The organism is Luteimonas qiangzhengi (assembly GCF_039548515.1).
Classification (GTDB): domain Bacteria; phylum Pseudomonadota; class Gammaproteobacteria; order Xanthomonadales; family Xanthomonadaceae; genus Luteimonas.
The window spans coordinates 205,047-218,861 of record NZ_JBCLVE010000006.1 but is presented as its reverse complement, the minus strand read 5'-3'; the positions used below and the strand labels follow the sequence as shown (position 1 = coordinate 218,861).

Annotated in this window: 14 protein-coding genes, 1 tRNA gene and 1 pseudogene; 2 read left to right on the top strand and 14 right to left on the bottom strand. The window is 66.6% G+C overall.

All coding sequences use genetic code 11. The features are described from left to right. Positions 1-9 precede the first annotated feature (9 nt). The 4 genes from WCE59_RS06340 to rplM form a co-directional block, all read right to left on the bottom strand. Positions 10-753: a 2OG-Fe dioxygenase family protein gene (locus WCE59_RS06340; RefSeq protein ID WP_343257876.1), complete on the bottom strand. Its 744-nt coding sequence runs from the start codon at positions 751-753 to the stop codon at positions 10-12. Between the two features lie 59 nt (positions 754-812). After that, positions 813-887 (bottom strand) — tRNA-Gln (locus tag WCE59_RS06335). Positions 888-956: 69 nt separating this feature from the next. Next, positions 957-1,349, bottom strand: coding sequence for a 30S ribosomal protein S9 (gene rpsI / locus WCE59_RS06330; RefSeq protein WP_343257875.1), 393 nt, complete (start codon positions 1,347-1,349; stop codon positions 957-959). A gap of 2 nt (positions 1,350-1,351) precedes the next feature. Then, positions 1,352-1,780, bottom strand: coding sequence for a 50S ribosomal protein L13 (rplM, locus tag WCE59_RS06325; RefSeq protein WP_343257874.1), 429 nt, complete (start codon positions 1,778-1,780; stop codon positions 1,352-1,354). A gap of 242 nt (positions 1,781-2,022) precedes the next feature. Here rplM and coq7 point away from each other — a divergent pair, with 242 nt between their 5' ends. Next, positions 2,023-2,667, top strand: a complete 645-nt coding sequence (gene coq7 / locus WCE59_RS06320; RefSeq protein WP_449284120.1) for a 2-polyprenyl-3-methyl-6-methoxy-1,4-benzoquinone monooxygenase — start codon at positions 2,023-2,025, stop codon at positions 2,665-2,667. 333 nt (positions 2,668-3,000) lie between these two features. On the opposite strand, the gene speD is transcribed toward coq7, so the two are convergent. Beyond that, on the bottom strand, positions 3,001-3,792 hold the full coding sequence (gene speD / locus WCE59_RS06315) for an adenosylmethionine decarboxylase (RefSeq protein ID WP_343257926.1): 792 nt from the start codon (positions 3,790-3,792) through the stop codon (positions 3,001-3,003). Between the two features lie 174 nt (positions 3,793-3,966). Between speD and crp the strand changes: the two genes are divergently transcribed. Continuing rightward, positions 3,967-4,620, top strand: coding sequence for a cAMP-activated global transcriptional regulator CRP (crp, locus tag WCE59_RS06310; protein WP_449284119.1), 654 nt, complete (start codon positions 3,967-3,969; stop codon positions 4,618-4,620). A gap of 18 nt (positions 4,621-4,638) precedes the next feature. On the opposite strand, the gene WCE59_RS06305 is transcribed toward crp, so the two are convergent. The 9 genes and pseudogenes from WCE59_RS06305 to WCE59_RS06265 all read right to left on the bottom strand — a co-directional run bounded on the left by WCE59_RS06305 (position 4,639) and on the right by WCE59_RS06265 (position 13,812). Further along, on the bottom strand, positions 4,639-5,361 hold the full coding sequence (locus WCE59_RS06305; RefSeq protein ID WP_343257925.1) for a haloacid dehalogenase-like hydrolase: 723 nt from the start codon (positions 5,359-5,361) through the stop codon (positions 4,639-4,641). Between the two features lie 99 nt (positions 5,362-5,460). Further along, positions 5,461-6,252: pseudogene (gene trpC / locus WCE59_RS06300) on the bottom strand (indole-3-glycerol phosphate synthase TrpC); the annotation flags it as partial. Between the two features lie 110 nt (positions 6,253-6,362). Further along, a complete protein-coding gene (gene trpD, locus WCE59_RS06295; RefSeq protein WP_343257872.1) occupies positions 6,363-7,403 on the bottom strand; it encodes an anthranilate phosphoribosyltransferase in 1,041 nt (346 codons plus the stop codon). A gap of 83 nt (positions 7,404-7,486) precedes the next feature. Further along, positions 7,487-8,065 (bottom strand): anthranilate synthase component II, encoded by a 579-nt coding sequence (locus tag WCE59_RS06290; protein WP_343257871.1) that lies wholly within the window; start codon positions 8,063-8,065, stop codon positions 7,487-7,489. Between the two features lie 33 nt (positions 8,066-8,098). Then, entirely contained in the window at positions 8,099-9,034 is a 936-nt protein-coding gene (locus WCE59_RS06285) for a nucleotidyl transferase AbiEii/AbiGii toxin family protein (protein WP_343257870.1), read from the bottom strand. Next, entirely contained in the window at positions 9,018-9,839 is an 822-nt protein-coding gene (locus WCE59_RS06280; protein ID WP_343257869.1) for a type IV toxin-antitoxin system AbiEi family antitoxin domain-containing protein, read from the bottom strand. The genes WCE59_RS06285 and WCE59_RS06280 overlap by 17 nt, the downstream gene beginning before the upstream one ends. Before the next feature lie 199 nt (positions 9,840-10,038). Further along, entirely contained in the window at positions 10,039-11,631 is a 1,593-nt protein-coding gene (locus WCE59_RS06275) for a serine hydrolase (protein ID WP_343257868.1), read from the bottom strand. A 22-nt stretch (positions 11,632-11,653) separates the two neighbouring features. Further along, positions 11,654-12,769 carry a YkvI family membrane protein gene (locus WCE59_RS06270; protein WP_343257867.1) on the bottom strand — a complete coding sequence of 372 codons (1,116 nt, stop codon included), beginning with the start codon at positions 12,767-12,769 and terminating at the stop codon, positions 11,654-11,656. Beyond that, positions 12,766-13,812 (bottom strand): DUF1611 domain-containing protein, encoded by a 1,047-nt coding sequence (locus tag WCE59_RS06265; RefSeq protein WP_343257866.1) that lies wholly within the window; start codon positions 13,810-13,812, stop codon positions 12,766-12,768. Before WCE59_RS06265 ends, WCE59_RS06270 begins: the two co-directional genes overlap by 4 nt. Positions 13,813-13,815: the final 3 nt, after the last annotated feature.

The following is a 13,815-nucleotide window of genomic DNA, read 5'->3' as shown; positions in this document are numbered from 1 at the left end:
CAGGACCGCTCAGTCGTCGCCGAGGAATGCGCCGGCGCGCCAGGTGAGCACCAGGGTGTCGCGGTGGCCGTGACCGGAGAGCGGCTGGATCGGGGTGCTCTCGTGGATGACGCGCGCATCATCAAGCAGCAGCAGCGACCAGGGCTGGCACAGGGTGAACCGCTGGCCCGCCGGCCCATCGGCTTGGAACACGCGGGTCTCTCCGCCCTTGATGGCATCGCGCTCGACCATGATTACCGCCACGTAGTCCACGCCGTCCCGGTGCGCGCCTTCCGGCGTCGGCCGGCCGATACCGTCGGAGGTATCAATGCGGAACTGGTGCGCTTCCACGTGCCAGGGCCGCGCGGCGGGATGCAGGGCCGAGCACAGCCCGGTGATGCCCCGCAGCAGCCCGTCCCAAGCCGGCAGCGCCACGACGCCCGGCTCCACCGGCTCGAACCAGCGCCGCATGCCGCCGTGCAGGGCGTTGTAATCACGCGGCTGCCAATGGGCACGATGCGGCGCCTGCTCGATGGGGCCTTCGTCGTCGATGACGAAGCACGAATGGCGACGCCGGCGATAGCGTCCACCGTCGCGCAGATAGGTATCGGGCGGCAGCCGGTCCCAGCTTTCGCTGAGCGCATCCAGCGCTTCGATCGGGCAGCCCGCCAGCGTGGCTACGTCACCGGGCGCGAGGACGGCAAAGCCCTGTTCGCGCATGGCCGGCAGCACATCGGTGGCGTTGATGGTGGGCGCGGGGAAGATGGAGGTCATCGGTCGATATTTCCGGCACAAAAAAAAGACCCGCCGTGAGGCAGGTCTTTTCGGTCAACTGGCAGCCCCGGATGGATTCGAACCACCGAATGTCTGAGTCAGAGTCAGATGCCTTACCACTTGGCTACGGGGCTATGTTCGAAATTGTAACCTGACCTGCGGCAGTTGCCCATACCGGATGGGCAATTGCCGAGGCGAAATGCTTAACGCTTGGAGAACTGGGTTGCGCGGCGGGCGCCGTGCAGACCGATCTTCTTGCGCTCGACTTCACGCGCGTCGCGGGTGATGAACCCGGCCTTGCGCAGGTCGGTCTTCAGCGACTCGTCGTAGTCCACCAGCGCGCGGGCAATGCCCAGGCGGATGGCGCCGGCCTGGCCGGTGGTGCCGCCGCCGACGGTGGTGACGGTGATGTCGAACTTGTCGGTGTTCTGGGTCAGTTCCAGCGGCTGGCGCACGATCATGCGTGCGGTTTCGCGGCCGAAGAACTCGTCCAGCGGACGACCGTTGACATTGATGTTGCCGCTGCCCTTGCGCAGGAACACGCGGGCGACGGAGGATTTGCGACGGCCGGTGCCGTAATTCTGTTGGGTCGACATGGTCAGATATCCAGGACTTGCGGCTGCTGGGCGGCGTGCGGGTGGTCAGGGCCTGCGTAGACCTTGAGCTTGCGGTACATGGCGCGTCCGAGCGGGTTGCGGGGCAGCATGCCCTTCACCGCACGCTCGATCACGCGCTCCGGGTAGCGCTCCATCGCCTGGCCGAGGGTCTCGGTCTTCAGGTTGCCGATGTAGCCCGTGAAGCGGTAGTACTTCTTGCCTTCCAACTTGTTGCCGGTGACGGCGACCTTGTCGGCGTTGATCACGACGATGTAATCGCCGGTATCCACGTGAGGGGTGTAGACGGGCTTGTGCTTGCCGCGCAGGCGACGGGCGATCTCGCTGCTGAGACGGCCGAGCGTCTTGCCGGCGGCGTCGACCACGTACCAGTCACGCTGGACGGTCTCTGCCTTGGCGCTGAAAGTTTTCATGCGGATACTCGATTCGGTGATGAATAGTCGGGCTGATTGCGCAGACCGCAGCCTGCGGAACTTTGCCACGCGTTGTGGACATGGAGCGAAAACATTGGAACGGGGTGACACAAGAGGTGAAATGGTACAGGGCGCCCGGCCCCACCGCAACACGCCAGTCACCTCGCGCCTTCAGCCGCCCTTGGGGCCTGCGCCCTGCGCCTGCATGCAGCCGTTTGGGCGCCGGCGGTATGATCGCCGCCATGACCAGCACCCGCCACCTCAATCCGCTTGACCAGCTCCTGTCCCGCACCCAGCACGCGCTGGAGACCGTGTTCGGCCGCCCTGCCGCACAACGCCCCAACCCCGCCGGCGATGAGCCCGATGTGGTGCTTGATCCCGCGGAGCGGCGCCATGCCGCGGGCCTGATGCGCATCAACCACGTGGGCGAGATCTGCGCGCAGGCACTGTATGTGGGCCAGGCCGCAGTGGCCCGGGATGCGGACACCCGCGCGCACCTGCTGGAAGCGGCGCAGGAAGAAACCGACCACCTGGCCTGGTGTGCCGACCGGCTGGGGGAACTGGACGACCGGCCCAGCCTGTTCAATCCACTCTGGTACGCGGGCAGCTACGCGATCGGCCTGGCCGCCGGGCTGCGCGGCGACGGCTGGAATCTCGGCTTCGTGGTGGAGACCGAACGCCAGGTGGAAGCGCATCTGGAAGAACACCTGGAGACCCTGCCCGCTGCCGACCAGCGCAGCCGGCGGATCCTTCAGCAGATGAAGATCGACGAAGCCCGCCACGCTGATGAGGCCGAAGCCGCCGGGGCGAGAATCCTTCCCCAGCCCATCCCCGCGGTGATGGCGCTGGCATCAAAGGTCATGAAGACCGTCGCCTACCGCCTGTAGGTCGGCCCTACGCGGCCGACGCGGGGGATGCCCGGTTCGCTGCGAACGCGGGGATCCGTGATTTGCGGGGCTGGCTGTAGGAGCGCGCCATGCGCGCGAAACCGCGTGACGTCGATCGTCACGCTGGGGCTTCGGTAACGGTGCTGTATCCGACGCCACGTGGCACCGCCAGGATTCACGCGGCTTCGCGCGCATGGCGCGCTCCTACCGGGTGCCGCCCGATCCGGCCGTAACGGAATTGGCAGCCCGGTGTTACCGCCGTAGGTCGGCCCTACGCGGCCGACGCGGGGGATGCCCGGTTCGCTGCGAACGCGGGGATCCGTGATTCCCCTATCAATCGACCAGGTTGCGGCCGTGGTAGAGCTCTTCGATCTCGCGCTTCAGGCGCGTTTCGATCTTCATGCGCTCCTTGAACGAGAAGTTGCGGGCCTTTTCCTCGAACAGGTACTGGTCAAGATCGAAGTCCTTCAGGTGCATCTTGGTGTGGAAGATATTTTCCTGATAGACGTTCACGTCCAGCATTTCGTACCTGCCCTTGATGTTCTTGTGCAGATAGTCCTGGATCGAGTTGATCTTGTGGTCGATGTAGTGCTTCTTGCCCTTCACGTCGCGGGTGAAGCCGCGCACGCGGTAGTCCATCACCACGATGTCGGACTCCAGGCTTTCGATCAGGTAGTTCAGCGCCTTCAGCGGTGAAATCACGCCACAGGTCGCCACATCGATGTCGGCGCGGAAGGTGGCGATGCCGTTGTCCGGATGGGTCTCCGGATAGGTGTGCACGGTGATGTGCGACTTGTCCAGGTGCGCGACCACCGCATCGGAGATCACGCCCTTGGCGTCACTCTTGTCGATCACCGGCTCCTCGGAAATGAGGATCGTCACCGACGCGCCCTGCGGATCGTAATCCTGGCGCGCGATGTTGAGGATGTTGGCGCCGATGATCTCGGCCACGTCGGTCAGGATCTGGGTGAGCCTGTCGGCGTTGTAGACCTCATCGATGTATTCGATGTAACGGCTCCGCTCGCCTTCGGACACGGCAAAACAGACGTCATAGATGTTGAAGGACAGGGCTTTGGTGAGGTTGTTGAAGCCCTGCAGCTTCAGGCGAGGTAGAGGTTTGACCACGGCATGCGGCTCCCGCATCAGGCAGGCGAAAGCGCGAATTATGCGGCATTTGCCGTGGTCGGGGCGACAACTGTTTGCCCGTGACGGTGCAAGCGCCTACTCTCCCTTCTCCCCCGATCCTGTTCAGGCTCCAGACTTCAGAGGCTGCCAGTGCCCCTTACTCATCATCCGTACATGCATCCCAATCATCCCCTGATGCCTTCGCCAGCAACCATCGAACGGTTCCTGGCGCACAGTCATCGTCGGCGCTATCCCCCGCGCACCGATATCTTCCGACCCGGCGATCCCGCCGGCACCATGTATTACGTGATCAACGGCTCGGTCAGCATCATTGCCGAGGAAGACGATGGTCGCGAGCTGATCCTTGGCTATTTCGGCAACGGCGAGTTCGTTGGCGAAATGGGACTGTTCATGCAGTCCGAAACCCGCGCCGTGATCCTGCGCACCCGCACCCAGTGCGAGCTGGCAGAAATCAGCTACGAGCGCCTGCTCACGCTGTTCCAGGGCTCGCTGGCCAACGACTCCCCGCAGATCCTCTACGCGATCGGTGCGCAGCTGTCGCGTCGTCTCATCGACACCAGCCGCAAGGCCGGACGCCTGGCCTTCCTGGACGTGACCGACCGCATCACCCGCACCCTGCACGACCTGTGCCGGGAGCCGGAGGCAATGAGTCATCCGCAGGGCACCCAGCTCAGGATCTCGCGCCAGGAACTGTCGCGGATCGTGGGCTGTTCCCGGGAAATGGCCGGACGCGTGCTGAAGAAGCTCGAAGAGGACGGCAAGCTGCACGCCCGCGGCAAGACCATCGTCCTTTACGGCACCCGCTGAACGCTGTGCTGCCCGCTCCTACGGGAGCGGGTCGCCGCCGCGGTCTTTGCAGCCCCAGTTGAGGATGGGCGTGTCCGCACCCAACACGCGCCGGAACATGGCCACGCGCCCGGGCTTGGGATTGACCACTACCGGGCGCTTGGCGGCGCGCAGCAGCGGCAGGTCGGCGCTGCTGTCGGAATAGGCGACGTCGATCTCCGCATAGCCGGCCTCGCGCAGCATGCGCATTTTTTCTTCGTAGTGGCAGTGGCGGGTGGCCACCACCGCGCCCAGCCGCGGCCCGATGGCGGTGCCGATCACCGGCACTTTTTCGTGCGCCACGAAGGCCAGGATCGCCCGCGCCAGCTCCGGCGGAGCGCCGGTGGCCACCACCACCCGGTCGCCTGCATCCAGATGCTGCTGCAGCACGCCGAGCGCATGGGGCAACAGCCGCGGCGTGATCCCGTCGCGATTGGCCAATACGTACCGGTCGGTGAGCGCATCCACGGTGTCGCTGTGGTGCAGGCCCACGGTGCCGATCCACACGAAGCCGGAAATGCCCCGCCGCCGGGTCGGCAGGAACGCGACCATCGGCCCGAGCACCGGCGTGGCCAGCAGCGCCAGCAGGCTGCGCCACCAGCTGCGGCGGATCAGCCAGGCAAACAGGTGGCTGCCCGAGTCGCCGTCGTACAGGGTGTGATCGAAGTCGAACACGACCGTGCGGGGCTGACTTTCCTCCGCATCAACGGCCGGTTCGCGCAGCAGCCCGGCCACCGATTGCGGCTCCAATGCCTGGTCCGCAGCCGATTGCGCCGCGGTGGCGGCGGCAGGCGTCACCGCCGTTGTCAGCGGAGCGGCCGGCGCCGGGAAAAACAGTTCCTTCAGCGCATCGCCCGGATCGGACTGCCGCATGAAGGCCTCCCCCACCAGAAACGCGTGCACGTTTGCGGCGCGCATCCGCTCCACGTCTGCGCGGGTATGGATACCGCTTTCGGTCACCAGCCTGCGATCACCTGGCACCACGTCGCGCAGTGACAGGGTGTTGTCCAGCGAGACTTCGAAGCTGCGCAGGCTGCGGTTGTTGATGCCCAGCAGGGGCGCGGGCACCTGGATGGCGCGCTCCAGCTCTTCGCGGTCGTGTACTTCCAGCAGCACGTCCATGTCCAGATCCATCGCCAGCCCGGCCAGCTCGGCCAGCGGCCCGTCCTCCAGCGCGGCCACGATCAGCAGCACGCAGTCGGCGCCCAGCACCCTGGCTTCGTAGACCTGGTAGGGATCGATGATGAAATCCTTGCGCAACACCGGCAGCGAGCAGTTCGCCCGCGCGACCACCAGGTTCTCATCGGCGCCCTGGAAGAAATCGCGGTCGGTCAGCACCGACAGACAGGTCGCTCCGCCACGCTCGTAGCTGCGGGCGATGTCGGCAGGCTGGAAGTCGGCGCGAATCACGCCCTTGGAAGGGCTGGCCTTCTTGACCTCGGCGATCACCGCCGGGTCGCCGGCCTTGATCCTGCGCTCGATCGCGGCGGCAAAGCCGCGCGTGGGCGGCGCGGAGGCCGCATGTGCAGCCAGGTCCGCCAGGGTGCGAACCGCGCGGCGCTCGGCCACTTCCTCGCGCTTGCGCGCCAGAATCTTTTCCAGAATGTCAGTCAAGCTCGCCTCCGCGGCATATCCAGCTTCAATCCGTACGTTCCAATCCGTAGTTCCAATCCGGACGCCTCAGCGGCGCCCGCTTCCATCAGGGATGTCATCCTACGCACCCCTCAGGCGCTCGCCTCCGCCAGGCGGCGCGTGGTGGCCACGAAGGCCTCCAGCTTGGCCCGGGCCGCGCCGCTGGCCATGGCCTCGCGGGCCCTGGCGATGCCGTCGGCTATATCGTCCGCCACCCCGGCCACATACAGGGCCGCACCGGCGTTGAAGGCAACGATCTCGCGCGGCAGGCCCGGCTTGCCGTCGATCGCGTCGAGCACCATTACCCGCGATTCGGCCGGATCGGCCACCCGCAGGTTGCGGCTGGCAGCCATGGCAATACCGAAATCCTCGGGATGCACTTCGTACTCGCGCACCTTTCCATCGCGCAGCTCGCCCACCATGCTTCCCGCGCCAAGCGAGAGCTCATCCATGCCGTCGCGGCCCCAGATCACCAGCGCGCGCTCGGCGCCCATGCGCTGCAGCACGCGCACCTGGATGCCGACCAGGTCCGGGTGGAACACGCCCATCAGGATGTTCGGCGCCCCGGCCGGGTTGGTCAGCGGCCCGAGGATGTTGAACAGCGTGCGCACGCCCATTTCACCGCGCACCGGCGCCACCTGCTTCATCGCCGGATGGTGGATGGGCGCATACATGAAGCCGATGCCGGTCTCGGCGATGCTCTGCGCCACCTGCTCGGGCTGCAGTTCAATCACCGCGCCCAGCGCCTCGATTGCATCGGCGCTGCCGGACTTGGACGACACGCTGCGGTTGCCGTGCTTGGCCACCCGCGCACCGGCGGCGGCGGCCACGAACATGCTGGCCGTGGAGATGTTGAAGGTGTGGGCGCCGTCTCCGCCGGTGCCGACGATATCGACCAGATGGGTCCGGTCGGCCACATCGACCTGACGCGAGAATTCGCGCATGGCCACGGCCGCGCCGGCGATTTCACCGACGGTTTCCTTCTTGACCCGCAGGCCGGACAGGATCGCCGCGGTCATCACCGGCGACACGTCGCCGCCCATGATCTGGCGCATCAGATCCACCATTTCGTCATGGAAGATTTCGCGGTGTTCGATCGTGCGCTGCAGCGCTTCCTGGGGGGAAATAGGCATGGGGGCTCGGTGAATTGGAAAGCCCATCAGGATACCCCGCCACTCCTGTAGGAGCGCGCATGGCGCGCTCCTACAGCTTGGAGTCAGCGCTGGAGGAAGTTCTGCAGCAGGGCGTGGCCGTGTTCGGTCAGGATGGACTCGGGGTGGAACTGCACGCCTTCCACCGGATGCTCGCGGTGGCGCAGGCCCATGATCTCTTCGAAGCCGCCGTCGTCCAGCTCCGTCCACGCTGTGATCTCCAGACAGTCAGGCAGGCTCTCGCGCTCGACCACCAGCGAGTGGTAGCGGGTCGCCACGTAACCATCCGGCAACCCGGCGAACACGCCCTGCCCCCGGTGGCGGATGGCGGAAGTCTTGCCGTGCATGATCCGCTGCGCACGCACCACCCTGCCGCCGTAGACCTGGCCGAGCGCCTGGTGGCCCAGGCACACGCCCAGGATCGGCGTGGCCGGCCCGAGACGCTTGATGACTTCCAGCGACACGCCTGCTTCGTTCGGCGTGCACGGCCCTGGGGAGATCACGATCTTCTCCGGCCGCAGCCGCTCGATTTCATCCACCGTCAGCGCATCGTTGCGCTCCACCCGCACCTCGGCCCCCAGCGTCTGCAGGTACTGCACGAGGTTGAAGGTGAAGCTGTCATAGTTGTCGATCATCAAGAGCACGTTGTCATCCCGGTGACTGCAAAGGAATCGCTGTTACTCGACAGGTCGGGTGTTCAGCGCGATATCAAGCCGGCGTTGATCGTCCCTCCGCTTTTCCACGGAACGCCGCGCGAGATTCTGAAGCTTCCTGCGTACTACGGGAAGATTCGCTGCTTCAGGCAGTTCAATCAGGCTGAAATCAGGCCGTTCATGCTCCACGGAGCGGAGAAAAGCGCACGAGTTCTCATCCATCCAGCCGGCAATACGCGCCAACAATTGCGCCCGATTGTCCAGCAAGCGGACCGCAGAGGTTGGCTCGGCCGTCATGCCCCTGAAGTGGGCCTCGAAGGTGGCCTCGAAGTCCACGGGATCCCTTGGCACCAACAGCTCCCAGGCAGGCTTGGGGCTGCAGGTGAGATAGACGAGGAAGGTTCGCCAGAGCTTCGCGTCGGCACGTTCGTCCTCCAGCAACAGGCCGACATCGAACAGGTCACGGGGGTGTTGCCGCGACAGTGCGGCCGCCATCTTGCCACCATAGAGATCGGCAAAATCGCACACCCATGCGGAAGCGAAGCCGAACGCCTCTTCCACCTTTGGCCGGACGATCATCTCTTGCACCGGGTGCACTGTGCCGCGCATGCCGGGCGTGGTTTCAATCTGCACGCGCGCGCGGCCACGGCTGACGATCAGGCGTGTCACGCCCTGGGTACCCTCTCCTGACGACGCATGCACCTGCAGTTGCAAGGGGCCGGCGCGCAACAAGCCTGCCAAACGTTCCAGCGCAGCATCGATCCGGACCGAGTCTTCTGCAAAGGTCCCAACGGACAGCCAGGTCAAGTCGATATCGACCGACAGTCGGGGAAGATCGTGCTCAAACAGGTTGATCGCCGTCCCGCCCTTCAGGGCGAAACACAGCTCCTGCGACAGCACCGGCAGAATGTCCACCAGCAACTGCACCCGGTCGGCATAGCGCCTATCCCAGATGCTCATCCAGATCTCCGGGCAGCGTGATCTGATAGGTTGGGTGCAGTCGGCCGCCGGGCACCAGAGAACGCTTGCCACGACCAAAATCCACACCGTCAAGCGGGACCCGTGCCAACCATGGGTGACGATGACGTTCGGCCAGAGCCAGGAACAGGCGCTTGGTCTTGACGCTGCGGCAATGGCGCAACAACAAGGTGATCCGTTGGGGCCGCAGCGTGGCCATCGCCTGCATCAGTGCATCGGCCTCGTAGACCAGCTGCGCATCCGGCGGTTCATCGCACAGTTCCAGGATCGCCCGCTCTGGAGTGGAACAGACGACCTTTTCCACGCCCTGCGCGCCCTCACGCCTGTCTAATCCCTGGCTGCGCAGCGTCTGCTCCGAAACGTCGGGAGTGAAGCGAAGCCCCGGAAAATCAAAAGGCCCTTTGCCGCGTGACTCAAAGCGTTCGGCCATTGGCAACTTGGCTACCCAGCCGGGTAGCCGGTCCGCCCCATATAGCGTCACGGCGGGGGCTTCCCCCAAGCGCAGGTAGTGTTCGTGGCCCTGCCATGCCAACGCAAAACGCCCTCCCACATGTAGCGCCAATCCTTCTCCCTGTTGCAGGGTGTTGACCACCCCTTCCCATTGCAGGCGCCCGCCTTTTCTCATGTAGACGCCGCGAGTCGGCGACACCAGCCATCCACTGGTCACATAGCGGGCGACGAGGCTGCTGGAATAACCGTGCGCGCGCAGCCAGCGACTGGAAACCAGCTCGGTATCGCCCAGCTGGCCCAGCAGGCGGTTTAGTTTTCCTTCCTTTTGATCACTCACAGTGGTCAAAATACAACTTTTTCAAACCTGCGCCAAGAACCTCGCGGACCACTGGGCTTGTTCAACTCTCTCTTGGTCGGTGCATCCGGACCGCGCTGATGCTGCTACGTCCTGCGCGCAATCTCATCCACCGTCAGCGCATCCGTTGCGCCCACCCGCACCTTCGCCCCCGGCGCCTGCGCCTGCGCCTGCGCCGGCATCAGTCCGCCGGCACCGGATTGAACTCCAGGTCCTGGTAGTTGTAGCTGAAGTCCGCGATCGGCGAGACCGCCTGCATGGTGACGCGTTCGACCCTGCCTTCATGATCCAGCCCGAAGGTCACGTAGGCGGGCTCGATGGCGCGATCGTCCCAGCGCACGATGAAGGTGTCGTGGCGGTAGTGTTCCAGCGGGCCGGCCATGTCCGGTGTCTGCTTGAAGTCGATGCGCAGGCCCGGGCCGGCGCCGGTGATCGCGATCGGGCCATACCAGTCGTCGGTGTAGCTGCCGGCGTAGCCGGCCAGCGGCAGCGAGGGGCTGCCGCGCTCGCCCTCCGGGCCGTCGCCCAGCGCTGCGACCGCGGCCGCGCCGGCCTTCAACCGCTCCGTGTTCCATTCGCCGTAGGCGGCGTACCAGTCCTTGCTCTCCAGCCCCAGGTAGTGGTCGAGCAGCGTGTTCATCGCGCCGCGCAGCACCGGATAGTCCTCCGAGTTCATCTGCAGGGCGAAGCCGACCTCGCGGTCGGGGACCAGCACGACCACGGTCAGCACGCCAAACACCGCACCGCCGTGCTGCACGGTGCTCACGCCGCGATAGTCCTGCACGTTCCAGCCCAGCGCGTAGCTGGAGAACTGCGGCGTCATCTCGCTGATCGGCTCCGGATAGGCGCGGATCGGGGTCAGCACCTGCGGGGTCCACATCTCGCGCGCCGTCGCTTCGCTGTACAGGTGCCCGCCTTCGGGCAGGGCGCCGTGGGCGAGTTGCACTTGCAACCAGCGCGCCAGGTCGTTGGCGCTCGACGACAGCCCGCCGGCCGGTGCCGCCACCTGGCCAAGGCCTTCGCGTTCGGCCAGCACCTCCTGCGTGCCCGCGCCGCGCACGGGACCATCGATGCGTGCATGTGGATGGGCGCGGTTGGGGTTGGCGAAGCGCTCGTCCGCGTCGCTCACCGAGCTGTCCATGCCCGCGGCCCGGAAGACCCGGTCACGGATGAAGCTTTCCCAGTCCTGCCCGCTCACCTTCGCCACCAGTTCACCGGCAACGACGTAGAGGATGTTGTCGTAGGCGTAACCGCTGCGGAAGCTGGTGGCCGGCTCGATGTGGCGCAGCGCGCGCACCACGTCGGCGCGGGTTCGCGAAGTACGCGGCACGTACAGCAGGTCACCCGCCCCCAGGCCCAGGCCGCTGCGATGCACGAGCAGGTCGCGCACGGTCATCTCGCGCGTGACCCATGCATCGTGCATGCGGAAGTCGGGCAGGTGGTCGATGACCCTGTCGTCCCAGTCGAGTTTCCCCTCGTCGACGAGGATCGCGAGCGCGGCGGTGGTCACCGCCTTGCCGGTGGAGCCGGTCGGGAAAATCGTGTCGGCGTCGACCGGCGCGAGCGAGCCGAGGCGGCGAACGCCGTAGCCCTTCGCGTGCACGACCTCGCCGTTTTCGACAACGGCGACGGCGAAGCCGGGCGCCCCGTATTCTTCCATCGCCGCCTGCAGGCGCGCGTCGAAATCATCCGGCACCGAGGCCGATGCCGACATCGCGGCGAGCAGCGGCGCCGCCAGCAGGGCGGCGGACAGGCGAAAATCGAATCTGGACATGGTGTCGTCTCCGGTCGGCGTCTCAGGTTGCATCCACGATGCAAGGGCGTCCGCGCCACAGCTTCCACACGCCAATGGTCAGCAGCGGAAGCACGTACACGAACAGCAGCAGCCAGGCCAGCGCGCGGTAGCCGTTGGCGATCAGCGCGACCAGGCCGAAGTGGTCGGCGACGAAGATCGAGCCGACCAGCAGTGCCGCGGCGATGCCCAGGCGCCCCGGGCGCGAGAGCTCGACGCCCCGGCGCTCGCGCCAAGCGCCGGCGACGCGTTCGTTGATCGCATGCACCGCGCCGACGCCGCTTTCCACCAGCGCCGAGAAGATCATCGCCTGGAACACCATCAGGAAGACCGGCTGGCCCATGCGCCGGAGCATGTAGTCGGAAGGCAGCGCCTCGGAGGCGATTTCCGGCATCCAGGCCACCATGCAGACGAAGAATGCGATGGCCGGAAGGATCGCCAGCGGCCCCGCGAGCAGGCCGGCCACGACCGCGTCGCGGCGGTCAAGGAAATGCCGCGCCATCGGCAGGATCGCGATCGCGCCGACGATGTTGTAGCAGGCATAGACCAGCCCGCCCGACAGCCAGCCCGGCATCGGCTGCGGCGTCGACAGACCGTCCGCGATCCGGTCGCCGAAGGCCAGCAGCGCGAACACCACGAACAGGAAGTACACCGCGTAGAGAAACAGCGAAGCCCAGCCGAACAGGCGTTCGACCGAACGGTTTCCGAAGGCGACCACGGCGCCGATGGCCAGCATCAGCGCCAGCGTGCCAACGATCACCGGCGCGCCGGTGACGGCATTCACCACCGCTCCGGCGGCGGCCCCGAATACCGCCAGCAGCAGCACCATCAGCACAACGTAGGCGACTTCGAACGCGACCCAGCCGCGGCCGAGCAGCCGGCCGAAGAAGGACCGGTAGTCGTAGCTGCCGCCGGCCTGGGCGAAGGCGAAGGTGAGCGCGCACAGCACGCTCCAGGTCAGCATCGCCAGCAGCAGGCCGAGCAATCCACCCTGCGGCCCGCTCGGCGAGAAGAACTCGGCCAGCTCGCGCCCGGTCGCGTAACCGCCGCCGATCACGAAGCCCTTGAAGGCCAGCCCCGGCAGCAACCAGCGTGCAAAGCGCGAGGGCCTGGACGTCATCGCAGGCAGGCGTCCACCAGCCGCTGCAGCGGGTCGCCGCCGCGGACGGGGTCGGCGACCGGGCAGCCCAGGCGTTCGCTCTCCACGGCAATCAGCCGCGCCGCTTCCGCTTCGTCCAGCCTGGAGGTATCCAGGCTGACGCCGGCGCAGCGGATGCGGGGGTTGGTGCGGCTGCCAAGGCGCAGCGTCAGTTCGATGGTTTCCTCGACGGTGGGCATTGCGAAGCCGGGATGGCCGAGCACGTGTTCGCGGTCCGGCGCGTGGCAGGCGACGACGATATCAGGCTGGCTGCCGTGCAGCAGCGCAAGCGAGACGCAGGCGTACGCGGGATGGAAGATCGAACCCTGTCCCTCGATCACGTCCCAGTGCGCCGGGTCGGCGTCGGGCGAAAGTTCCTCGGCGGCGCCGGCGGCGAAGTCGCTGACCACCGCGTCGATCGGCATGCCCCGCCCGGCAATCAGGATGCCGGTCTGGCCGGTGGCGCGGAAATCCACGCCGACGCCGCGGCTGGCGAACTGGTCCGCCAGCACCAGCGCGGTGTACTTCTTGCCCAGCGCGCAGTCGGTGCCGACCGTGAGCAGGCGCTTGCCGCTGCGCTTGCGCCCGCTGGCCACCCGGATGCCCGGCGGCGGCTGGCGCACGTCGATCAGGCGACGCCCGCTGCGCGCGGCGGCCTCCCGCAGCGAGGGAATGTCGCCGATGCGCGCGTGCATGCCGCCGACCAGGTCAAGGCCGGCTTCCAGGGCCTGGACCAGGAACGGCCACCACGCCGGCGGGATGCGGCCGCCCGGGTTGGCGACGCCGATCACCATCGACCTGGCTCCCGCCGCGCGCGCCTGTGCCGGGGTCATCAAGGGCAGCCCCGTGCTGACGGTGGCGCCGCAGCCGAATTCGCCCACGCAGTGCCCGCCGGCCCAGTCGCGCAGGCCGTTGGCGGTCTTGGCGTAGGCCGGCTCCGCGACATCGCCGAGGAACAGCAGGTAAGGACGCGGCAGCGACTGGTCCCCGGCCGTGGCGGAGGTGACGGGCGCGGATTGCGGCATGGA

Excerpts from the sequence above, each read along its gene's own strand:
- WCE59_RS06270 (WP_343257867.1), bottom strand. The coding sequence starts at position 12,769 with ATGACGTCCAGGCCCTCGCGCTTTGCACGCTGGTTGCTGCCGGGGCTG.
- WCE59_RS06275 (WP_343257868.1), bottom strand. The coding sequence starts at position 11,631 with ATGTCCAGATTCGATTTTCGCCTGTCCGCCGCCCTGCTGGCGGCGCCG.
- crp (WP_449284119.1), top strand. The coding sequence starts at position 3,967 with ATGCATCCCAATCATCCCCTGATGCCTTCGCCAGCAACCATCGAACGG.
- rpsI (WP_343257875.1), bottom strand. The coding sequence starts at position 1,349 with ATGTCGACCCAACAGAATTACGGCACCGGCCGTCGCAAATCCTCCGTC.
- WCE59_RS06285 (WP_343257870.1), bottom strand. The coding sequence starts at position 9,034 with ATGAGCATCTGGGATAGGCGCTATGCCGACCGGGTGCAGTTGCTGGTG.
- trpD (WP_343257872.1), bottom strand. The coding sequence starts at position 7,403 with ATGCCTATTTCCCCCCAGGAAGCGCTGCAGCGCACGATCGAACACCGC.
- WCE59_RS06340 (WP_343257876.1), bottom strand. The coding sequence starts at position 753 with ATGACCTCCATCTTCCCCGCGCCCACCATCAACGCCACCGATGTGCTG.
- WCE59_RS06265 (WP_343257866.1), bottom strand. The coding sequence starts at position 13,812 with ATGCCGCAATCCGCGCCCGTCACCTCCGCCACGGCCGGGGACCAGTCG.
- rplM (WP_343257874.1), bottom strand. The coding sequence starts at position 1,780 with ATGAAAACTTTCAGCGCCAAGGCAGAGACCGTCCAGCGTGACTGGTAC.
- coq7 (WP_449284120.1), top strand. The coding sequence starts at position 2,023 with ATGACCAGCACCCGCCACCTCAATCCGCTTGACCAGCTCCTGTCCCGC.